20 protein-coding genes are annotated in these 20,318 nt (G+C 67.7%); 11 read left to right on the forward strand and 9 right to left on the reverse strand.

The window, feature by feature from the left end:
• Positions 1–310: 310 nt before the first annotated feature.
• Positions 311–1,669 carry an MFS transporter gene (locus NATPE_RS14595; RefSeq protein ID WP_006181290.1) on the reverse strand — a complete coding sequence of 453 codons (1,359 nt, stop codon included), beginning with the start codon at positions 1,667–1,669 and terminating at the stop codon, positions 311–313.
• A gap of 107 nt (positions 1,670–1,776) precedes the next feature.
• Between NATPE_RS14595 and NATPE_RS14600 the strand changes: the two genes are divergently transcribed.
• The 3 genes from NATPE_RS14600 (at position 1,777) to NATPE_RS14610 (ending at position 5,107) form a co-directional block, all read left to right on the forward strand.
• Positions 1,777–2,796, forward strand: a complete 1,020-nt coding sequence (locus NATPE_RS14600; RefSeq protein WP_006181291.1) for a DUF1611 domain-containing protein — start codon at positions 1,777–1,779, stop codon at positions 2,794–2,796.
• Positions 2,793–3,839, forward strand: coding sequence for a dipeptide epimerase (locus NATPE_RS14605; protein ID WP_006181292.1), 1,047 nt, complete (start codon positions 2,793–2,795; stop codon positions 3,837–3,839). Before NATPE_RS14600 ends, NATPE_RS14605 begins: the two co-directional genes overlap by 4 nt.
• A 368-nt stretch (positions 3,840–4,207) precedes the next feature.
• The gene (locus tag NATPE_RS14610; RefSeq protein WP_006181293.1) at positions 4,208–5,107 is read left to right on the forward strand and encodes a hypothetical protein; all 900 of its coding nucleotides are present in this window, start codon (positions 4,208–4,210) and stop codon (positions 5,105–5,107) included.
• 25 nt (positions 5,108–5,132) lie between these two features.
• On the opposite strand, the gene NATPE_RS14615 is transcribed toward NATPE_RS14610, so the two are convergent.
• A complete protein-coding gene (locus tag NATPE_RS14615; protein WP_006181294.1) occupies positions 5,133–5,579 on the reverse strand; it encodes an AAA family ATPase in 447 nt (148 codons plus the stop codon).
• 204 nt (positions 5,580–5,783) lie between these two features.
• Positions 5,784–6,830: a hypothetical protein gene (locus NATPE_RS14620; protein WP_006181295.1), complete on the reverse strand. Its 1,047-nt coding sequence runs from the start codon at positions 6,828–6,830 to the stop codon at positions 5,784–5,786.
• 151 nt (positions 6,831–6,981) lie between these two features.
• On the opposite strand from NATPE_RS14620, the gene NATPE_RS14625 reads away from it, so the two are divergent.
• The gene (locus NATPE_RS14625) at positions 6,982–7,491 is read left to right on the forward strand and encodes an FxLYD domain-containing protein (RefSeq protein WP_006181296.1); all 510 of its coding nucleotides are present in this window, start codon (positions 6,982–6,984) and stop codon (positions 7,489–7,491) included.
• 51 nt (positions 7,492–7,542) lie between these two features.
• On the opposite strand, the gene NATPE_RS14630 is transcribed toward NATPE_RS14625, so the two are convergent.
• Positions 7,543–7,890, reverse strand: coding sequence for a hypothetical protein (locus NATPE_RS14630; RefSeq protein WP_006181297.1), 348 nt, complete (start codon positions 7,888–7,890; stop codon positions 7,543–7,545).
• Positions 7,891–8,002: 112 nt separating this feature from the next.
• Positions 8,003–8,827 (reverse strand): PspA/IM30 family protein, encoded by an 825-nt coding sequence (locus tag NATPE_RS14635; RefSeq protein WP_006181298.1) that lies wholly within the window; start codon positions 8,825–8,827, stop codon positions 8,003–8,005.
• A gap of 373 nt (positions 8,828–9,200) precedes the next feature.
• Between NATPE_RS14635 and NATPE_RS14645 the strand changes: the two genes are divergently transcribed.
• The gene (locus tag NATPE_RS14645; protein ID WP_006181299.1) at positions 9,201–9,809 is read left to right on the forward strand and encodes an alpha/beta hydrolase; all 609 of its coding nucleotides are present in this window, start codon (positions 9,201–9,203) and stop codon (positions 9,807–9,809) included.
• A gap of 94 nt (positions 9,810–9,903) precedes the next feature.
• Positions 9,904–10,089 (forward strand): hypothetical protein, encoded by a 186-nt coding sequence (locus tag NATPE_RS14650; protein WP_006181300.1) that lies wholly within the window; start codon positions 9,904–9,906, stop codon positions 10,087–10,089.
• A gap of 51 nt (positions 10,090–10,140) precedes the next feature.
• Here the strand turns inward: NATPE_RS14650 and NATPE_RS14655 are convergent, their stop codons facing one another.
• The 3 genes from NATPE_RS14655 to NATPE_RS14665 form a co-directional block, all read right to left on the reverse strand.
• Positions 10,141–11,988, reverse strand: a complete 1,848-nt coding sequence (locus NATPE_RS14655) for an ATP-binding protein (protein ID WP_006181301.1) — start codon at positions 11,986–11,988, stop codon at positions 10,141–10,143.
• Between the two features lie 59 nt (positions 11,989–12,047).
• Positions 12,048–12,830: a cohesin domain-containing protein gene (locus NATPE_RS14660; RefSeq protein ID WP_006181302.1), complete on the reverse strand. Its 783-nt coding sequence runs from the start codon at positions 12,828–12,830 to the stop codon at positions 12,048–12,050.
• 163 nt (positions 12,831–12,993) lie between these two features.
• Positions 12,994–13,620 carry a DUF7344 domain-containing protein gene (locus tag NATPE_RS14665; protein WP_006181303.1) on the reverse strand — a complete coding sequence of 209 codons (627 nt, stop codon included), beginning with the start codon at positions 13,618–13,620 and terminating at the stop codon, positions 12,994–12,996.
• Between the two features lie 427 nt (positions 13,621–14,047).
• Here NATPE_RS14665 and NATPE_RS14670 point away from each other — a divergent pair, with 427 nt between their 5' ends.
• Positions 14,048–14,380 carry a DUF7113 family protein gene (locus NATPE_RS14670; protein WP_006181304.1) on the forward strand — a complete coding sequence of 111 codons (333 nt, stop codon included), beginning with the start codon at positions 14,048–14,050 and terminating at the stop codon, positions 14,378–14,380.
• Positions 14,381–14,395: 15 nt separating this feature from the next.
• Here NATPE_RS14670 and NATPE_RS14675 read toward each other — a convergent pair whose 3' ends face one another.
• Positions 14,396–15,667 (reverse strand): DNA double-strand break repair nuclease NurA, encoded by a 1,272-nt coding sequence (locus NATPE_RS14675; RefSeq protein ID WP_006181305.1) that lies wholly within the window; start codon positions 15,665–15,667, stop codon positions 14,396–14,398.
• Positions 15,668–15,759: 92 nt separating this feature from the next.
• Here NATPE_RS14675 and NATPE_RS14680 point away from each other — a divergent pair, with 92 nt between their 5' ends.
• From NATPE_RS14680 to NATPE_RS14695, 4 genes are all read left to right on the forward strand, one after another.
• The gene (locus NATPE_RS14680; protein WP_006181306.1) at positions 15,760–16,056 is read left to right on the forward strand and encodes a hypothetical protein; all 297 of its coding nucleotides are present in this window, start codon (positions 15,760–15,762) and stop codon (positions 16,054–16,056) included.
• Positions 16,057–16,232: 176 nt separating this feature from the next.
• On the forward strand, positions 16,233–17,807 hold the full coding sequence (gpmI, locus tag NATPE_RS14685) for a 2,3-bisphosphoglycerate-independent phosphoglycerate mutase (protein ID WP_006181307.1): 1,575 nt from the start codon (positions 16,233–16,235) through the stop codon (positions 17,805–17,807).
• Positions 17,808–17,864: 57 nt separating this feature from the next.
• Entirely contained in the window at positions 17,865–19,643 is a 1,779-nt protein-coding gene (locus NATPE_RS14690) for a histidine kinase N-terminal 7TM domain-containing protein (protein ID WP_241432749.1), read from the forward strand.
• 104 nt (positions 19,644–19,747) lie between these two features.
• A complete protein-coding gene (locus NATPE_RS14695; RefSeq protein ID WP_006181309.1) occupies positions 19,748–20,161 on the forward strand; it encodes a hypothetical protein in 414 nt (137 codons plus the stop codon).
• The last annotated feature ends 157 nt before the right edge of the window (positions 20,162–20,318 follow it).

A 20,318-nucleotide genomic window follows, 5' to 3' on the forward strand; every position in this document is an offset into this window, starting at 1 on the left:
GTCGATCGGTCCGGGAACCGAAACGGTCAGTCCGTGAACGGGACCGTGACCGAAAGAACGGCTTACGGGGGCGGCCGCCGGACCGCTCCGAGACGGTTCGGATTCGAAGCTGTCGTCCCAGTCGGGAATGTCCGACTTCGAAACCGTCACGTGTGAGCAGTGTCGTGGCGATTTCAAGGCGTATCCGGACTTCAACGCGGCCGAACGCGGGTTCTGCAGTCCGGCCTGTGCGCTCGAGACGAACTGACCCCGATCCGGCTCGTTCTGTCGGAACACCTGTGGCGAGGAGCCGCGCCCGTCCCCGCGGCCCTCAGTCGGTCGGCGGCTCCTCGACGGTACCGGCCGGGACGGAATCGGGAACCGACGCGGCCGACGCCGCTTTCCCGTCGCCACTCGAGAGCGCTACGAGCGCGGCGACGAGGACCGCCCCGACGAGGACGAGCCCGCCGGCGACGGCGAACGCCACCGCGTAGCTCGCGGTCGCGGCCCAACCCCCGAGGACGCCGCCGATACCGCCCCCGATCGCGCCCAGTGCGACGTACGCGCCCAGCAGTTCACCGCGAGCGGCCGGCGGGGCAAGGCGGGTGACGATCGCCGTCCCGACGACAGCGATCCCGGCCCACGTGATGCCGATGCCGCCGAGGAGGAGACCGGCAGTTCCGAACGCCGCCGTTCCCAGTCCCGCCACGGCGAGGACCGCTGGGAAGAGGACCGCTCTGACGGCGAGCGTCCCGGACTGCAGGATCCGGTCGTCGACCCGCGCCGAGAGTCGCCCGGCAGCGCCGTAACAGGCCGCCGAGCCGAGGCTCGAGGCGAGATAGCACGCGAAGACCCGCCCCGAATCGAAGCCGAGATCGGTCAGGAACAGCGGGAGCGGGGCCCAGAAGGCCGCCGACCCGGTGAAAAAGAAGAGGCCGGCGACGAAGTAGGTCGTCAGCGCGGGGTCGAACCGGGTCGCGAGTCGTCGTGGGTCGATCCCCCGAGTCGTCCAGTAGAGTCGGGCCGGCGAGAGGGCGAACGTCGCACCCTTGACGCCGCGACTCGAGGTCGCGAGGAGTCGCCCGATTCGGCGGGCGGCGCGATCGCCCGTGACGTGGGCCGACGGTGCGGGCCGCGGGAGGGTCCGCGCCGCGAGGATCGCACTCACCGCGGCACAGGCCGCGAGCAACCAGAACAGCGCCCGCGTCACCGCGCCGGCCGCGAGCAATCGGCTCCCGACGACCGGCCAGACCGTTCCGAGGACGAGTCCGCCGGCCCACCCGTAGCCCTGATACGAGTTCACCAGTCCGATGCGCTCGCTCCAGGCGGACTCGGGTGCGTCATCGACGACGAGCATGGTCAGGACCGGCCCGATCGAGGAGACGAGCAGCCAGAGGACCGCGTTCGCCGCGATAACGGCGGTGATCGAGCGCAGGAACGGGATCGCGGCCAGCGAGCCCGCGACGCCGGCCAGCGTCGCGAGGACCAGCAACCGGCGGCGGTCGACCCGGTCCGCGGCGCGCCCGAACGCGATCGCGCCGGGGGCACCGACGGCCGCGGCCGTCGCGGCCAGCAGTCCCAACTGGACCGGCGACGCGCCGAGTTGCACGATGTAGAGCGGTATCAGCAGGGACGCGCCACCGAACGCGACCGAACCCAGACCCCAGGCCACGAGCCAGCGATCCGACATTACGCACCGCTTACTCGCGACCAGCTAAGGCCTGGCGATTCCCCGGCCGGCTCCGACTTCCGGACAGCGACCGCACCACTTTAATCACCACCCGTCTAGGTCCCGATATGCGCGTCGCAATTCTTGCCCACGAACAGTTTCCCGACCGAGCCAAGACCGCGCTCGGAGTTCTCCGATACGCCGACCACGACATCGTCGCCGTCCTCGACCGTGACAGCGCCGGCCAACGAGTGTCGGACTTCGTTCCGGACGTCCAGGACGCACCGATCGTCGAAGGCATGGACGACCTCGAGGCCGACGCCGTCGACGCCCTGCTGATCGGGATCGCACCGATCGGCGGCGACCTCGAGGAAAGCTGGCGTGACGATATTCGAGTCGCACTCGAGAACGGCTATGACGTGATCTCGGGGCTGCACTCCTTCCTGTCCGATGACGAGGAGTTCGCCCGATTGGCGGCGGAAAACGACTGTGAGTTGCGCGACGTCCGGAAGCCGCCCGAGGGCCTCACGGTGGCCGAGGGCATCGCCGACGAGGTCGACGCCGAAGTGATCCTCACCGTCGGCACGGACTGTTCGGTCGGCAAGATGACGACAACAATGGAGTTGGCCCGGGACGCCCGCGCGGCCGGCCACGACGCCGCCGTCGTCCCGACCGGCCAGACCGGCATCATGATCGAGGGCTGGGGCAACCCGATCGACCGCGTCGTCAGCGACTTCACCGCCGGCGCGGTCGAGGAGATGATCCTCGAGATCGGCGACGACCACGACTACCTCTTCGTCGAGGGGCAGGGCAGCATCGTCCATCCGGCGTACTCGCCGGTCACGCTCGGCATTCTCCACGGTTCGATGGCCGACAAACTCGTCCTCTGTCACGAGGCCGGCCGGGAGGCGATCCACGGCTACGAGTCGTTCGCGCTGCCGTCGATCCCGACGTACATCGACCTCTACGAGAGCGTCGCCGCGCCGGTCGCGGAAGGGCAGGTCGTCGCCGGCGCGCTCAACACGTCCGGGCTGGCGGACGACGCGGCCGCCAGCGACGCAGTCGCCGAGTACGCCGACGCCCTCGGCGCGCCGGCCGACGACGTCATCCGGTTCGGAACCGACGACGTCCTCGAGGCGCTGCTATGAGCCTCGAGACATCGTTCGAGCGGCGCTCGCTGCCGCTCGAGTACCCGTTCGGAATCTCCCGCGGCACGACGACCGAGATCGAGGTCGTCTACGTCCGGATCGAGGACGACGACGGGACGACCGGTCTCGGGGCCGCCGCTCCGTCGACACACTACGGCGAGACCGCGGCCACCGTCGCGGCCGTCCTGCCCGACCTGCTCGCGGTCGTCGAATCGGTCGGCGATCCCCACCAACTCGAGCGGATCGAACGCCGCATGCGCGAGACGGTCCGGAAGAACCCGGCCGCCCGCGCCGCAGTGAGCATCGCGCTCCACGACCTCGTCACGAAGCGGCTCGAGGTGCCCCTCTATCGCTACTGGGGACTCGACCCGGCCGAGACGCTCTCGACTTCGTACACGATCGGGCTCGACGACACGGAGCGGATGCGGGAGAAGACCGAGACGGCCCTCGAGCGCGGGTTCGACACCCTGAAGGTCAAACTCGGGACCGACCGCGACCTCGAGATCGTCCGGACGATTCGATCGGTCGCACCCGACGTACGGCTGTTCGTCGACGCCAACGAGGCCTGGACCCCCCGCGAGGCGGTCCGAAAGATCGACCGACTCGCCGAGTTCGACCTCGCGTTCGTCGAGCAGCCGGTCGCCGCCGAGGACCCCGAGGGGCTGCAGTTCGTCTCCGAGCGCTCGGCGCTGCCGATCGCCGCCGACGAGTCCTGTCGAACGCTCGCGGACATCCCCCGTATCGCGGACCGCTGTGACATCGCGAACCTGAAACTGATGAAATGCGGCGGGCTCCGGGAGGCCAGACGGCTGATCAGCGCCGCCCGGGCCCACGGCCTCGAGGTCATGTGTGGCTGTATGAACGAGTCGAACGCCTCGATCGCCGCGGCCTGTCATCTCGCGCCGTTGCTCGACTACGCCGACCTCGACGGCTCGCTGTTGCTCGCCGACGACCCCGTCGACGGCGTCCCCCTTGCGGACGGTCGGATCGACCTCGCCGCCCTCGAGCGGTCCGGGACGGGCGCCGGCTTCGGTTCGTCCTGATCACGGGACCGTCCCGCCGACGGCCGGACCGTCCCCGTATTGGCAGCGGCGCTCCTTCGATGGCACCCAGCCCGACCGGCGGCTGCGTTCGCTCGATGGTCCATCATCGGGAAATGAACGTACAATTAGAGGTGTTTGCGTTCGAGTCGACAGTGGCAAGCAAGCGGTATCGAGAGCGCGAGACCGCGACGCATGCCCATCGATCCATCCACTGCCGGTTCGCGTCCGGATCGACATCGCCCACTCGGTCGCGACGGCGAAGCCATCCTCGAGTCAGCGTTCAACTGCGCGCCTCACACCACTGTCGGCGACTGTCAGGACAACTCCCAACGGGGTTTCATACCGATCGTCGGTGTGGAACGTGTGGTATGTCCGATAGCGACGACGATCGAACCGTGTCCCGACGAACGCTCCTGCAGGCCTCGGCCGGAACGGCCGCACTCTCGGCCATCGGGAGCGCCCGCGCCGACGACGGCAACGAGCGGGACGACCTCGCCCGACGGTTCGATCGTGACTGTCCCGACGCGACGATCGAGCCCAGTATGGCCCACTGTGAGGGTGCGAGCATGGAGGGCTGTGCGGACGACCACCCGACGACGGTCGCCCTGCAGTCCGCGGTCGCGGACGCCCTCGAGCGCCGGTACCCGGACGTCGATGCACTGCTCGAGGCGGGCTACAAACCGTACTTCGATACGCTCGAGACCGGCGACGACAGCTGGTCGCACTGGCTCAATCCGGCGTTCATCGGCGACGGCGACCTCCTCGAGCCCGAGCGACCGGAATCGGTGCTGGTCGACAATGAAACGTGGCGCTCGATCGGCGTCATGTTCATCGCGACGCAGGACGGTGCGGCCGTCGAGCCGCCGGCGGTGTACGGCGAGGACATCGACGCCGACGCCGAGCTGTGTTCGCCGTGGCACGCCCACACCGGCCTCCCCGGTCGGTTCGCGTGGTGGTTCTACCGGCAGACCTACGAGGGAGCGGCCGCGGACGGCGACCTCGAGTTCCCCTGTCGGACCCCCTGTATGCTCCACGTCTGGACCGTCGACCATCCCGAGAGCGTCTACGCCCACGACGCGCCACCGCGGGAGGACCGCGACGTCGACCCCGCCGACGAACCGACGTTCGACACCGACGCGGTTCCCGGCGAGGACGACCTCGGCTGGGCGGCGCTCCCGGAGGATGTCGTCCCCGACGAACTACCAGCCGATCTCGCCCCGTTCGACCCGTCCGGAGTCGACCCGTTCGGCATCGATTTGGGGCTGTGATCGCTCCGGAACGGCTCGAGCGAGATCACTCGAGCCAGCCCTCGATCGCGGCCGCGACCCGATCGGCCGCCGCGTCGGGGCCGCAGCGGTCGGTATCGATCTCGAGGGCGGCGTCGGGCGCATCGAACTCCCGGTAGACCACGTGGACGCCCCGTTCGTCGATCGAGTCGGGACGAGCGCGATTGCGCTCCAGGCAGGTCTCCAGGCTCGCGGTCAGGCGGACGAACCGGACATCGCCAAGCGTCCGAAACCGGGTCTGCCAGGGTCGCCGATAGAACGTCCCGTCGACCAGCGTCACGCCCGTCGCGGGCGCGTCGGCGACTCGCTCGGCCAACTGCTCGTAGGTCCGACTCGAGAAGTCGTCGGAGTGGACGGTCCGGACGGGAATCGAGCGTGCCTCGAGGCGGTCCCGAACGCGGGCCGTCACGGTTGACTTGCCCGCGCCCGGCGGCCCGCAGATGACGACGATCACGGTCGCCGGTAGCCCCCGAGGGGATACGAACCCCGGGGATCGACCACGGACTGGTGGTCGTCGGTATCGCCTTCGCGCTCCGTGACACCGTTCGCGATCGTCCCGTCGCATATTCCCGGTTCCCCACCTCGCGAAGCGGACGCGGCGATCGAGCCGTTCATCCGCCGGGAGACCGGTCGTGGAGCCGACGCCGACCGGGAGTGATCAGCGGTCCTCGCCGGCGGTTACGTCGAACGGTCCCTCGTCGGGGTCCTTCTGGGGGACGAACGGACCGACCGATGCGGTCCGGCGGGTAATGGTCGCGGTCCGGAGGATGTAGGAGACCAGCAGGGACAGCGGCGAGAGGACGACGACGATCAGGGCGGCGACGACGTAGGGGAGCGCAACGACGCTGAGACTCGGCCCGGCGAAGTCGGCGTACAGGAGGCCGACGACGATCGCCGACAGGATCGACGGCACGCCGCAGTAGATCGTCAGCTGCGAGAACCGGGTCAGTTCCCGCTGCAGGTAGGTCGTCTTGAACTGCTCGCGGGCCACGCTGAACAGCTTCAGGGAGTCGACCAGCTCGTCGAGTTGCGCCTTCGCGGCCGGCGACAGCGACTCGTGGTAGTCGTTGCGCAGGTGCGTCGCAGCGTACAGCTGCCAGGCCTCGTCGTAGTGAATCGCCGCCGAAACGGCCGAGAAGGTGTCGAAGTCGGACCGCTCGAGCGTCTCGTCGACCCGGTCGGCCCGCTCCCTGACGCCGTTCGTGTACCGGACGACCGTCTCCCGGACCTCGTCGTCGTGGTCGGCGACCGCGGCGGCGAGGCCGGCGGCGTCGTTCCGAACCGCTTCGATGATCAGTTCGAGGACCCTCGTGGGTGCGACCGGCGTCGCGGGAACGGCCGCCTCCTCGGCGACGTCCTCGCGGAACGACACGACGCCCTCGAACCGGTCGCGGGCCTTCCCCGCCGCGCCGAACTCCTGGGAGAGGATGAGCTGGTTGACCGAGACGACGAGCGTCACCAGCGAGAACGTGCCCGCGATCATGCCGCTTGCCACGCTCGTCACGGAACTCCCGTTGACGAAGTTGATCACGCCGAGTTCGTACAGGCCGACGATAAGCGCGAAGATGACCGCCGAGAGCAACGCCGCGACGACCAATCGGTTCCCCTGAATCAGCACCCACTCGTGGAACCGCGTCAGCGGCCCCTCCGGCCCGCCCACGTCGGCCCCGTAGGACTCGAGCGTCTCGTCGGTCTCGGAGGACATGGAGACACGTTCAATCGACCCGACAATAAGGGCCTGCGTTGCATACACCGCCGAGCGCTGTCGCTTCAGGGCCTACACTGAAATGCGTCGACGGTGTCCCCGAAGACATGCTCGGTACCGGAATCGACTCGCGGACGACGGGGAGGCCGCGATGACACACTCGGACGCGACGAGCCGACGGCGACTGCTCGCGTCGCTCGGCGTCGGGATGGCGACCGCGGCCGCCGGCTGTACCGGCAGCGACGGGCTCGGCGGCGAGCCGAGCTACGAAAGCGGTACCGTGGGACAAATAAACGCAAGCAACGCCTCGAGTAGGAACGCAAGCGAGATGTCCACAGCCTCGTCGCTGGCCCAACAGCAACCGAACAACTCGGTGACGCCGCTCGATCCCCTCGAGCTGGTCGAACACGAGTTCGTCCTCGAGGACGGCTACCTCGGCTCAACGGTTCAGGGTATCGTGACCAACACGGGAGCGGACCGGCTCCAGATCGTCGAGGTCCGGACCCGGATCTACAACGACGCCGGCAACCTCCTCGGCCGGTATCTCGCCAGCACCGGCGACCTCGGGGCCGACGACACCTGGGAGTTTCAGGTCGTCGTCCTCGAGGCCCCCAGCGACGTGGCCGACTACGACATCACGGTACTCGGAACACCCTCGTGACCGGCGTCGGAACCGGCGATCGCGCCCATCGTTCCCCCGACCGCCGCGGCGTCAGTCCCGCGTCCCCTCGACCAGTTCGTCGACGACGCCGTCGTAGACCGCGTCGGACTCGACGGCGAGGGCGTAGGCCGGTCGCCCCTTCCCCGTCGGCGACGTCTCCGCGGGCGGAACCTCCTCGACTAACTCCTCTTCCTCAAGCCGGTAGAGCGATCGGATGACATCGGCCTCGGAGATCGTCCCAACGACTTCCGTATCGACATCCGAGAGCCGCTGTTTGCAGTGCCGTCTCACGTCGTGGGTCTGGACCGGCGTCTCCCCCTCGCTGGCCAGATCAGCGAGACCAAGCAGGACGGCCTGATTGGTCAGGGAAATCGAGTCGAACCGCGAGGCGTTGCTCATACCGGTCCTTTATCGTGAACAATGGTAACAGTTTCTCCCGACTACAGCAGCGGAGACCGAGCGTCGGCTCGAGACGCTCGCGGTCGCGGTACCGCGGTCGACTCCCCGTTGCTCAAGCGCTCTCTTCGTCCTGCAACTCCGCGAGTTCGGCCTCAACCTCGTCCTGATCCTCGCCTTCGAGGTCGGTCAGCTCCGCCTCGTCGGTCTCGCCGGTCTGTTCGGCCGCCGACTCCGCCTCGTCGGCACCGACGTCGGACTTCAGCGTCTCGAGTTCGGCCTCGACGCCGCTGTCGGTCGAGAGCTGCTCGAGTTCGCGGTCGATGTTGTCCTTGTCCGAGAGGACGTCGTCGAACGCGCCCGACTCGTGGAGTTCGTCCATCGCGGCGGCACGGGCCTCCATGTCCTCGGTCTGTTCCTCGGCGCGTTCGATGGCGCGACCGACGTCCTCGAACTCCTCGCCGGTCGCGGTCATCGCTTCCGATACCGTGGAGCTGGCCTTGGCGGCCTCGTGGCGGGCCTTCATCGTCTCCTTTTTCGTGCGGAACTCCTCGATGCGGCTCTGGAGTTCGTTCTTCTGGTCGATCAGTCGGTCCTGCTGGTTCTGCAGGTCCGAAATCTGGCGCTCCAGATCCTCGATCTGGTTCATCTTCGTTTTCTTCTTCTCGAGGGCGCGTCGCGCCAGGTCCTCCCGACCCTGCTGGACCGCGGTCCGGGCCTGATCGTTGTGTTTCTCGACGTTCTCCTCGAGGCGGCGTTTCTGCATCTCGAGGCGCTTTTTCTGCGTGGTAAGATCGGCGATGCCGCGTTTGACCTGCTGGAGCTGGTCACGCATCTGCTCGTAGGAGTAGTCGAGCGTCTCGGTCGGATCCTCGGCCCGGTTGAGTACCGAGTTGAGTTTCGACCGGATGACGTAGGAAGCCCGAGAGAGGATGCCCATACTCGCTACGTATTGCTCGCGGGCCTTAAAAATGTCACTTCAGGAATATCCAATGTTCACGAGCGCGGCTCCGGTGGCGCTGCCGACGGCGACACACGCCGCGGCTATCGATCGACAGCGACCGATCGGACGGCAAGCGAGTCGTCGACGACGATCGTCGCCGTGCCGGCGTCGCCCGCAACCTCGAGGTGGATTCGGACCGGGTCCTGGGACTCGACCCTAGTCGTCGGCTTCGTCGCCTACGCCGTCCTCGGCGAATACGAACGGTCCCGCTTGCACGAGTCGTTTACTGCCTCGTCGATCCGGTCCTGAGCGTGGCTCGAGGCCGCCGGCGACGCCGGGTTTGATTAGCGCCGGTTCGGAACGAACGCCCATGAGCGATGTCTTAGTTCCGGGCGGTCGCGACGTCCGAGGGACGCTCGAGGAACCGACAGCGGAGCCGCGGGCGATCGTCGTCGCCTGCCCGCCCCATCCCCAACACGGCGGCTCGCGCAGTGACCAGCGACTGCGGGCGGTCTCGGACGCTCTCGTCGAGGCCGGCATCGCCTGCCTGCGGTTCGATTACGGCGCGTGGGACGAGGGCTACGGCGAGCGGGAAGACGTTCGCAACGCCGTCCGGTGGGCCCGCGAGGAGTACGACGACCTGCCGGTCGGGCTCTTCGGCTACAGCTTCGGCGCGTCGCTTGCCCTGCTCACCGCGGCCGAGGCCGACCCCGATGCCGTCGCCGTCCTCGCACCGACCGCGCAACTTGCCGACGACCTCGACGCGCTCGCGGCGCTGGACCGGATCGACCGTCCGACTCACGTCCTCTACGGCGAACGTGACACCACCGTCGACTGGGAGCCGGTCGTGGAACGGGCGCGAGAACGCGGCGACGAGACCACGTCGCTGCCCGCCGACCATTTCTTCCTCGGCACGCGCGACGAGATCGCGACCGCGGTTCGGTCGTTCTTCGAAGAGAGGCTGCTCGAGGCGACCTGACGACCGGGATCACAGCGAGACGGACAGACGAAGAACTGATCTCATTTCCACAGAGGCATAATGCTTACAGTTCAACACGTCATATACACTGACAATGACCGAGAACTCAGTGCCGAACCTCGCTATTGACGAGAGACTGGAACTATGTGTGTCTCTGCTGGGGGTTGGAGCCGTCATAGCCGCCGCCTACTACACGGGACGGACTGGAACCTGGGAACCGCTGATGGCTGTCTCTCTGGGGCTGGCACTCGTTGTCTTGTTCGTCACGGCTGAAGAGTAAGCAGCTGTAGTGGCTGGTGCGTTCACCGTCCCAAAAGGCGAGATCGCAGAGTCAGTCCCGACCGTGCCGGGTCAGACACTTCGGGAGCCCGATCAGTTCCACGGGTTCGGAGTTGTCGGGCGAGTAGACGACCATCTGGCCTTTCTCCATGTAGGGCACTTTCGACTCGAGGTTGCTCGGAATGTTGACGCTCTTGATGGCGTCCTCGTCGCCGAGATTGAGGACGACCGTGGTGTTGATCTGTTTGAAGACGGCGTCGTGGATGTCCTGTGGATCCTGGGTGATGAGAAAGAGGCCGAGTCGCTCCTTGCGGCCCTGTTTGGCGGCTTCGGTGAACTTGCTGATGACCTTGCCCGCCTGAACCGAGTCGGCGTCGGTCAGGAAGTTGTGTGCCTCGTCCATCCCCAGCAAGAGCGGGGTCTCCTTGATCCGGTCGTAGTCCGGGTCGTTCGAGAGCTTCTGATCGATGAGCAGCGAGGAGACCGCGAGGACGATCGTTTCCGTCGCCCGGCTGTCGTTGATGTGGTAGGTCGGGACGACGGTCAGCTCGCCGGGGCGGACGAAGTCACTGACCAGTTCGGTGATCGGCCGGGCGTCCTGATCGAAGACGTTGTCGAATCCCAGCACGCGCCGGCGAACGGCGTCGAAGGTCGCCTCGTGGACCCGGCCGGATTCGTCGAGTTCCTCGCGCAGGGCGGGGTCGTCGAGGAACGTCGTGAACTCCTCGTAGGTGCCGTCCGCGCCGTACTGTTTCCGGAACCGCGGGAGGAGGACGCTGACGAGCGCGCCGTACTGGTTGTCGTTTAACCCGCTGCCCGCGACCAGCCACGGGTTGTCGTGGACCATCGCGAACGGAATCGTGAACTCGACCTGCTGGGCGCGGTGGTGGCCCGCCGCGTACGACGCCGACCCGACCTTCGGGACGAACGCCGTCGTGTCGTCGTGGCCGCCGTAGGCGATCCCCTCGCGCTCGAGGCGGCGCGCGAACTCGTCGTCCAGGTCGGGGTTGTCGTCGTGCATCTGGGCGTACTCGTCCTGGGGGTCGAACTGGACGACTGCGGGGGTGACCTCGCGGCCGTCGGTCATCGGGTAGGTCCGCTCGTCCGCGAGGTACTGGCGGAGGATGTTCTTCGCCCCGTGGGTCTTCCCCGATCCGGTCCCGCCGGCGATCAGCGTGTGACGGAAGACCAGCGGATCGCCCGCGTCGTAGTCGTCCTTGAGCCGGTAATCGATGGTGGGCGGCGAGGCGGCGGTCCGGACCTTCTCGCCGCCGACCGAGAGGTGGCCCAGGAAGACCCCGTCGTCGGGCATCTTCAGCCCGGTCTTGATCTCGGCGGTGTCGTCGGCCTGCCGGATCACCGTCTGGGGCTTGGGTACGCGGTCGGTCATCCGCCGCTTGAGTTCGCCGTCGTCGTCGTACAGCACTGCGACGGGCTCGAGTTCGGCGACGAACTTGTAGTCGGACTCGTCGATGTCGTCGGTGCGCATCGCCCGGCGGGCGTGGATCTCGGTCGCGTCGTCGGCGTGGTACTGCTGGGCGTACTCCAGTCCCGTGATCCGACAGAACAGCGTCTCGCCGTCGGGGTAGGGCGCGAGCAGGTAGCTCCCGATGCGGACCGACGAGCGGTTGCCGCGGGTGACGTAGGCCCGGAGGGTGGTGTCGTCACCGTCTTCGGCGACGCGCAGTCCCTGCGAGACACAGATCGTCCCGATCCCGACGTCCTCGCCGCTGGGTTCGACGGTCGTCGATTCGAACCCGTCATCCGCGTCGGTCGTCGAACTCGTCGCCGTGCGCTCGCCGTCCGATGACGCCGGCGACGAGCCCGCGGAGTCGGCCGCCGCGCCGTCGTCGGTGCCGGCGTCGGCGTCGAAATCGCCGAAGTCTCCCAGATCGCTCATATCAGTCCCATCAGACCGGGTCCTGAAACGCGTTTCCCTCCAGTCGGATGGACTGTTTATCAGTGCCGACGGTCGCGAGCGACGGCCAGACGGAGCGTTCCCAGCGCGAGGGCCGTGAGCGCGGCCCCGATCGTCATGCCCGGAACCGGCGCTCCGCCGTCGCTCGCGGCGTCGTCGGTTTCGTCCGCGTCCCCGCTCGAGTCGAACTCGCCGCCGCGCTCGAGGTCGTCGGGACCGGGATGATCGAACGAGTCGAGCGACTCGTTTCCGCCGGCGATGGCGACGGTCGCGGACTCGTCGACGACGGCCGGCGGATAGTCGCCGGTCAGCGACACGGTGCTTTCGCCGAACGAAATCGGCATCGTGCCCGTCGGCGCGTCCTCGGCGACGCGGACGGTCAGCGTCGCGATCGTCCCCGAGCCGGTCGTCCCGCCCGCGGCCGGCTCGCGGCGCTGCTCGAGGATCGCCGTCCCGGCCTCGTCGGCGAGCGTCGACCGCGTTTCGATCTCGGTGCCCTCGCCCTCGAGCCACGGCCCCCGCTCGATGTCGGTAACAGTGAGGTAGTCGGGGTGATACTGGGCGATCAACGCGACTGCCGTGACACCTTCACCGCCGTGGCCACCCCGGCTCTCGAGGCCGACGGTGAGTTCGACCGTCTCGCCGGGGTCGGCCTCGAGTTCGGTCCGGTCCGGCGAGACGAAGGCGACCTGATCGATCGCGGCGACGCTCGCAACGGCGGTGATCGACGCGAGCGAGAGGAGGGCGGCGACGACGATGACGGCGACGGCCCTGCGGGTGTCGCTGGGCGGTCCGTGAACGCGGTCGCCGTCGGCCGATGTCATGGATCGAGCGGAGCTACGGCCGAGGCCCGCTTACAGGTTCCGGATGTGGCGTCCGAGAGGGCCGAGCGAGGAGTGAGACGGTCCCCTCTCGCCGGTCAAGAACGCAATCGGGAACGGAACGAGATAGGGAGAGACGATCGGACGGACGCGATCGAATCGGCGGTTACTGGACGATCGAGACGGCGTCGGCGTATCGGGTCACCAGCCCCGACTCGGGGTCGTAGTTGAGGACGTCGACCGCCGCCATCGCGGGGAGATGGGAGTGATGCAACGCGATCGCCGCGCGGTCGGGATCGACGAAGGGGCCGCCGTCGGTGGTGGCGAGCCGACCAGCCAACTGCTCGACCGACTGTGGTCGGTCGCTGTCGGCGAGGACCGAAAGCAGGCGCATCCGGGCAGGGTCGACGAGCGTCTCGAGCAGTTCCGCGCCGTCACCGTCCCCGCAGAGATCGAGCAACACCGAGAGGTCGGCGGGGTGAACCGGCGACTCGTCGACGAGCGCGACGCCGTCCTCGTCCCACTCGAGGATGTCGTAGTCCGCGAGCCGCGGCAGGTGGTTGTGGACGAGGCTGATCCGGACCTCGCGTCGCCGCCGGTCAGTGTGGTCGTCCGTCGCGGCCCGCTCGAGCAGCGCGGTCGTCAGTTCCGACAGGGAGAGTCGCGTTCCGCGAGCGCCGAGGATCTCGAGGACGCGAAGCCGACGGGGGTGGCGAAGGATCTCGTAGCACTCCGTCGGGACGTTCGCGAGTGGATGGGATACGTCGTCGCCGAGGTGAGCGTCCGAACTCATTACCCCCACCAACCCCTGCAACGGGGATAAGCCCGTTTCCAAAACGATTTGGGCCGCAAGTCAGCCGTTACTCACGTAATATCGTAGTACTTGGCTGAGGCAGCCGATATCTGCGGATAGAGGCGATCTGTGGTGAAAATACGAGTCTCAGCATCCGAAAACCATCACCGCGCTGGAAGTCTCAGAAACCGGTTACTGTCGCTCGAGCGGTGTGGTACGAGCGGATTACGACGGACGGACCGAACCCAGTGTCACTGTACCACATGATTACTGACCGAGCGACGGACCGGTGATGCGAGTCGGCCTGACAGCGGTCGCTCGAGACCCGTCCTCGGCCGACCGCCCGCGGGGTCGATCGACGCGTAGAGACGCTCAGTCCGGCTTCCGATGCGCCGTGTTTTTGCCGTCAGGAGCCGTACACTAGGTCATGCTACTGGTACGCGGTCATGCGGGTGGGACGGAACTCACGGGGACGCTGTACGAACGGGGTGAGCGGGCCCCGACCTTCAGCGGCGCGCCCGACGAGGACGCCGCGTACGTCTGGGTCTGCGACGAGTTCTACGAGGTCGACAGCGGCGGCTCGACGCAGTTAGTCGACGGCCGGGAGGTCAACCTCGCCTTCGAGTCGCCGATGCCGCGGGGGTTCGACACCCGCGAGCAGGCCCTCGAGGGAGCCAAAGAACACGTCCGGACGCAGTTCGCCCGGATCGGCGTCGATCCCGACGACGTCGACCTCGCAGTCGAGAAAAGCGACGGCTAGGGCCGCTCGAGCGGCTCAATAGGGCTGGTCGTCCCACCGGTGATCGTCGTACGTTCGGTCCTGTGCGGCGTCGAACCGCTCCTCGAGGGTCTCCCGGAGCGATGCCTTCTCGGCATTGCTGATTCGGGCGAGTTCGTCGGCCTTTTCGACGATAGTCGGCGGGCCGTGAGCGATGGCGACGTCCTGTAACAACTGCATCGTCAGCCGCTCACGGGTGTCCGGATCCTTCGTGAACGCGTAGGGGGCCTCGATCCGGTACAGCAGGTCGTCGCGGGGGTCGTAGATCACGAAGAAGGTGACCTCGTAGGCCGCGCGCTCGAGGCGGCGTTCGACGCCGAGGGCGTCGCCGTCGGTCGATAGCGGCCGGTCGACGCCGCCCCGCGATCGGAACCAGTTGGTGTAAGAAAGCGCCGAGTCGTCCCGTTCCCAGCGGTCGCCGTCGACGTCGTCGACGTACTCGCCGCGCTCGAGCAGGCGGGTAAACAGCGCCGAATCGTCGGCCCAGGGGACGCTGACTTCCCGTTCGGATTTGAGCGAGCGCGTGATGACCCGCGTCGCGGGGTTTTTGACGAAGCCGACCAGCGGCACCGAGCGGTCGACGAACTCCTCGACCAGCCGGACGTAGTTCTCTAGCACCGTCGTTGGACGGGGGTCCTCGAGCAGGAAGTCCGCGAGGTCGGGGTGTTGGTCGGCCCAGCGCAACAGGCCACGGGGGTAGAGCGGGCCGTCGAGGACGAGCAGGTCCGAGACCGTGTGGGCGTGGTCGCGAGCGTGTTTGCTCTCGGCGAGATAGAGTGCCAGCGCGTGGACGACGCCCTCGGCAAAGCGCGGCAGCGGCGGCACCTTGACCGCCCGGCTCTTGCTGTAGCCCGCGTCGAATTTGCCCCAGGATTCGTCGACGGCCATCGTCTCGTCGTTGGAGTGGACCGTCATCACGGTCGTCCGCGAACGGTGGAGGTCGAGGTCGCTCGGCGTCGCGCTCATCGCCGCCTGCGCGATGTCGATCACGAGTCCGTTCTTGAACGTCGTCGGATTGATCGTTCCCGCGTCGAGGCCGTGTTCGGTCGGGAACTCCCGGTCGCGTAAGGCGACGGCCTCGCAGTCGACGAGCCGTCGCGCTCGCTCATCGAGGGGCTCGAGGATCGGCCGGCCGTCGACGACCAGCGGATCCAGGAACTCCTCCCAAACGGTTTCGGCGAGGGCGCGGCGGTCGCGCTCGTCGGCCCCGTGGTCGATCCGCCCGGCGAGTCGCGCGATACCGTCGAAGTGGACCGGATCGAGCGTCATGCACGGTGGGACCGACCCGACCGGCAAAAAGCCAGTGATCGCGGTGACGGAGACGTTCACTCGATCCCGTGTAAATTACTATCAGAAAGCGTATGTATGGGCGGTTCGAGGGTCGGCATATCTCGATGTCCGAGCGAGAGTCGGCGGCAGTCGACCGCGGGGACAGTCCAGTCAACTGGCGACAGACCGGTTCCGGCGTCACCCTCTACGAGGAGGGCAACGCCGACGCCTGGATCCACGCCGAGTTCGAGGCCGGCATCGACCCCGAACACCGGCTGTTCATGATCTGTGACGAGTGTGGCGCGGTGTTCGCCCAGCGGAGCAAACCCGGTAACGGCACCGTTTGTGGCGACTGCGGCACGGCGTTCGATCACGCCCCGCGGGGCTGATCGGACGGCCGAACGGGACTCGAGCGACGTACCGAACCGACGCGGGATGGATACGGACGGCGTCCGCTCGAGTCGGTCCCATCGAATGACACTGTTCTGGGTGGTCCGTCGATATTGGCATCGCGACGACGACGAACAACGACAGCTAGTTACGGGACGCCGAGTTGCGGTTTCGTATGGAAGCTGCGCTGATCGTCCTCGACGGCTGGGGACTCGGTGACGGCGGCAGAGACGCGGTCGCGGCGGCCGAAACACCGGTCTTCGACCAGCTCGCGGAATCGGGCGCGTACGGTCGACTCGAGGTTGCGGGCCGACGCGTCGGGCTGCCCGAAGGCCAGATGGGCAACAGCGAGGTCGGCCACCTCAACATCGGCGCGGGCCGGGTCGTCTATCAGGAGTACACGCGGATCTCGGATTCCATCGCGGACGGCTCCTTCCGCGAGAACGACGCGATCAACGCGGCCTTCGACCGCGCGAGGGACAACGATGGTCGCGTCCACTTCGTCGGCCTCGTCAGCGACGGCGGCGTCCACTCGGACCAGGAACACCTGCACGCGCTGATCGAACTCGCCGGCGACCGCGGCGTCGAGGCGGTCACTCACGCGATCACGGACGGCCGTGACACCTCGCCGACCGGCGGGCGGGACTACCTCGCGACGCTCGAGGACGTCGTCGCCGACCACGACACCGGCCACGTCGCGACGGTCTCGGGCCGGTACTACGCGATGGACCGCGACCAGAACTGGGAGCGCACGAAGCGGGCCTACGATGCGATCGTCAACCGGGAGGCCGAGTGGACCGCCGAATCGGCCGTCGAGGCCGTCGAGGCCTCCTACGACCGGGACGTGACCGACGAGTTCGTCGAGCCGACGCTCGTTGCTGATCGACCGGCACTCGAGGACGGCGATTCGGTCGTCTGGTTCAACTTCCGTTCGGATCGGGCCCGCCAGCTTAAGCGAATGCTGGCCGACATTCGACCGGCAGACTGGGCCGACGAGGTCGAGACCAGCCCACCGGACGCCGAGGTCGTGATGCTGACCCAGTACGACAAGACGTTCGACCTCCCCGTGGCCTACCCGCCGAACCAGCCCGAGCAGGTACTCGGCGAGGTACTGGCCGACGCGGGCCGGACGCAACTGCGGATCGCCGAGTCCGAGAAGTACGCCCACGTCACCTACTTCCTGAACGGCGGCCGCGAGGTCGAGTTCGACGGTGAGATCCGGGAGATCGTCGAGAGCCCCGACGTGCCGACCTACGACCTGCAGCCGGAGATGAGCGCGCCCGAAGTCACGGACACCGCTATCGACGCTATCGAAGCGGACGATCCCGACGTCCTCGTCCTCAACTACGCCAACCCCGACATGGTTGGCCACACGGGCGACTACGAGGCCGCGATCGAGGCCGTCGAAGCCGTCGACGCGCAACTCGGCCGACTCGTCGAGACGCTCGAGGCGGCGGGCGCACACGTCTTCATCACCGCCGATCACGGCAACGCCGACGACATGGGGACCGCAGACGACCCCCATACCGCCCACACCTACAACGAGGTGCCGCTGGTCTATCTCTCGCCAGCGAGGTCGCAAAGTGACCTCGGAGATGCGAACGGGGAGGAACGGCCCGTGAGCGACGGGACCGACGGGGGACGAACCGTCCGCGAGGGCGGCACGCTCGCCGACATCGCACCCAGCATCCTCGAGGTCATCGATCTCGCACAGCCCCCGGAGATGACCGGCGAGTCGCTGCTCGAGTGAGGCGGGGGCCGCAACGCCGTTCGCGATCACGCCGGGGGCCGCAACACCGAAGTCGCTGTGTTCGTACCCTCGAGTAGCGTGCTTCCGATCCCGTGGCCGGCGGCCGGCTCCCTGCTATCCGGCGTCGGCACCGTGCTGTTGCTCTGGTGTCTCCGCGAGCATCGCGGGACCCCGAGTGCCCACTGGTTGCTGCTGACGCTCGTCGCGCAGGCGGTGTGGTGTTTCGCCTACGGATTCGGGTTGCTCGTGTTCGACCCGACGCTTCGCTTGGCGCTCGAGGCCCTGACCTGGACTGGCATCGTCTGGACCGGGGTCCCGTTTCTGGCCTTCGGTCTCACGTACACCGGCCGCGGGGCTGTCGTCAGAACCCCGTGGTTCGGCCTGCTCGTTCTCGTGCCGGTGGTGACTACGGGGCTGGTCGTCACGAACCCGCTCCACGAACTCGTCTGGACGGAATTCCGGCTCGAGCCGGTCTTCGGCGCGGCGACGGTCGCCTACGAGCCCAACGCGTGGGCCTTTTTCGCGATCATGACCGCGACCGTCTTCGCGGCCTCCGGGACGCTGTTGCTGTTCGATACGGTCGTCAGCTACGGCCCGCTCTACCGGACGGAAGCGCTCGCGGTCGGACTCAGTACGCTGCCGCCGGGCGTCGCCCTCCTGGTCTGGCTGTTCGAACTCGGCCCGGTCCCGCAGCTCAACCTCTCGGCAGTGCTGTTTCTCCCCCACGTCGCCCTCGACGCCTACGCCTTCGTCGGCGGCGATCTGTTCACCTACAGCCCTTCCGTCCGCCGGACGGCCGACCGGTCCGCCATCGAGGATCTCGAGAACCCCTTCCTGGCCGTCGACACCGACGAGCGGATCGTCGACTGCAACCCCGCGGCCGCCTCCCTGTTCGGCGTCGCGAAACCGACCGTCCTCGGCGACCCCCTCGCAGCCGTGACCGACCTGCGGATCGACGATGCGGACGGCCGCGTCATCACCCGTTCCGACGGCGGCGAACGCCGCGAATTCGCCGTCTCGACCTCGCGGCTCCGAAACGACTCTGGACGGGTCGTCGGCCACACCGTCATCCTCCAGGACATCTCCGACCAGCGGCGGCGCGAACAGCGCCTCGAGATCCTCAACCGCGTGTTGCGTCACAACCTCCGGAACGATCTGACCGCCGTCCGGGGATACGTCGGCCTCGCCGCCGATCGAACCGACGACGAGGACGTCCGGGCGAGCCTCGAGACGGCCGCCGCCGACGTCGACGGCGTGATCGGGATGACCGAGAAGGTCCGGGCCTTCGAACGAGCGGTGGAGGCGACGTCCGCCGCAGGGACGTTTTCGGCCCGGAACGCCCTCGACGCGGTCGCGGCCGACCTCGAGGGCGAGACCGGGGGCCGCGTCGCGGTGACCGTGCCGTCCGACCTCACGCTGCGAACGAATCGGGACCTGTTCGAACTCGCCGTCTCGAACCTCGTCGAGAACGGGCTCGTCCACGACGACGAGGATCCCCACGTCACAGTCGCGTTCGAGGGCGTCGAGTCGGACCGGACCGCCGTCTTCACCGTCCGCGACGACGGCCCGGGAATTCCGAACCACGAACTCGCCGTCCTCGAGCGCGGCGAGGAGACGCCGCTAGAACACGGCAGCGGACTCGGGCTGTGGATCGCCTCGTGGGCGGTCACGGCCGTCGGCGGCGATCTCGCGTTCGAAACCGACGAGGGCGGAACGCGCGTCACGGTTCGGCTCCCCGGCGTCGTCGACCCGTCAGCGGCGCAGTCGGCCGATGGGACACGCGCCGACCGATCGGCGGCTGCGGACCGCCGGGCGAACGCGGACCGATCGCAGTGAGTCGCGTCTCGAACCGACCGGAGCCGAACGGAGCGGTCCCGAGCGCTATATACGTCACATACGAAGGTTCAATGGGCCGACACGCCTGCGTGCAGCCGAACGCCATGACCCAGTCAGCCACCACCCAGGCGGAGTCGATCGTCGACGAGTACGTCCTCGGCGTCCGGATCGTCGAAACCGAGTCGGCCGACGGCGATCCGCGGTACGAGTTCGTCGCACCGAACCACACCGCCATCGACTTCGACGACCTCGAGACGGCCCGCCGCTACGCCGACGTCTACTTCGACGTCAACGGCTTCGTCGAGGAAGACACCGGTACCCGCGGCGTCCCGCCGGAGGTCGTCCAGGCCGGCAAGGACACCCTCGCCGCCTACCTCGTGACCTGTCCGTGGGCCGACGTCAACTGGGTTGCCTCATTCTACGGGACGACCCCCGAGGAGATCGAGCGCTACTGCTCGTGGGTCCGCGACCGCGCCGACGAGATCCGCTCGCGGGCCGACGCCCACGGCCTCGAGTAGGGCGCTCGTCCGCAGCGTCTCGGTATAGTCGTCGCTGAAACGATTGACACACTGATCGCACCGCTGTCGTGCGATCAGGTATGCAGTGACTGTCAGTGGCTACGAGAGTCGCGCTCTTTTCGATCCGTCTCCAGCACGGGGGAGTACTGCGGTCGGT

This window comes from Natrinema pellirubrum DSM 15624 (assembly GCF_000230735.2).
Classification (GTDB): domain Archaea; phylum Halobacteriota; class Halobacteria; order Halobacteriales; family Natrialbaceae; genus Natrinema; species Natrinema pellirubrum.

What these genes read in the sequence shown, in the direction of transcription:
- NATPE_RS14610 (WP_006181293.1), top strand. Translation starts at nt 4,208, where the DNA reads ATGTCCGATAGCGACGACGATCGAACCGTGTCCCGACGAACGCTCCTG.
- NATPE_RS14635 (WP_006181298.1), bottom strand. Translation starts at nt 8,827, where the DNA reads ATGGGCATCCTCTCTCGGGCTTCCTACGTCATCCGGTCGAAACTCAAC.
- NATPE_RS14625 (WP_006181296.1), top strand. Translation starts at nt 6,982, where the DNA reads ATGACACACTCGGACGCGACGAGCCGACGGCGACTGCTCGCGTCGCTC.
- gpmI (WP_006181307.1), top strand. Translation starts at nt 16,233, where the DNA reads ATGGAAGCTGCGCTGATCGTCCTCGACGGCTGGGGACTCGGTGACGGC.
- NATPE_RS14660 (WP_006181302.1), bottom strand. Translation starts at nt 12,830, where the DNA reads ATGACATCGGCCGACGGCGACCGCGTTCACGGACCGCCCAGCGACACC.
- NATPE_RS14645 (WP_006181299.1), top strand. Translation starts at nt 9,201, where the DNA reads ATGAGCGATGTCTTAGTTCCGGGCGGTCGCGACGTCCGAGGGACGCTC.
- NATPE_RS14605 (WP_006181292.1), top strand. Translation starts at nt 2,793, where the DNA reads ATGAGCCTCGAGACATCGTTCGAGCGGCGCTCGCTGCCGCTCGAGTAC.
- NATPE_RS14670 (WP_006181304.1), top strand. Translation starts at nt 14,048, where the DNA reads ATGCTACTGGTACGCGGTCATGCGGGTGGGACGGAACTCACGGGGACG.
- NATPE_RS14600 (WP_006181291.1), top strand. Translation starts at nt 1,777, where the DNA reads ATGCGCGTCGCAATTCTTGCCCACGAACAGTTTCCCGACCGAGCCAAG.
- NATPE_RS14675 (WP_006181305.1), bottom strand. Translation starts at nt 15,667, where the DNA reads ATGACGCTCGATCCGGTCCACTTCGACGGTATCGCGCGACTCGCCGGG.
- NATPE_RS14595 (WP_006181290.1), bottom strand. Translation starts at nt 1,669, where the DNA reads ATGTCGGATCGCTGGCTCGTGGCCTGGGGTCTGGGTTCGGTCGCGTTC.
- NATPE_RS14680 (WP_006181306.1), top strand. Translation starts at nt 15,760, where the DNA reads ATGTATGGGCGGTTCGAGGGTCGGCATATCTCGATGTCCGAGCGAGAG.
- NATPE_RS14620 (WP_006181295.1), bottom strand. Translation starts at nt 6,830, where the DNA reads ATGTCCTCCGAGACCGACGAGACGCTCGAGTCCTACGGGGCCGACGTG.
- NATPE_RS14695 (WP_006181309.1), top strand. Translation starts at nt 19,748, where the DNA reads ATGACCCAGTCAGCCACCACCCAGGCGGAGTCGATCGTCGACGAGTAC.
- NATPE_RS14665 (WP_006181303.1), bottom strand. Translation starts at nt 13,620, where the DNA reads ATGAGTTCGGACGCTCACCTCGGCGACGACGTATCCCATCCACTCGCG.
- NATPE_RS14630 (WP_006181297.1), bottom strand. Translation starts at nt 7,890, where the DNA reads ATGAGCAACGCCTCGCGGTTCGACTCGATTTCCCTGACCAATCAGGCC.
- NATPE_RS14650 (WP_006181300.1), top strand. Translation starts at nt 9,904, where the DNA reads ATGACCGAGAACTCAGTGCCGAACCTCGCTATTGACGAGAGACTGGAA.
- NATPE_RS14655 (WP_006181301.1), bottom strand. Translation starts at nt 11,988, where the DNA reads ATGAGCGATCTGGGAGACTTCGGCGATTTCGACGCCGACGCCGGCACC.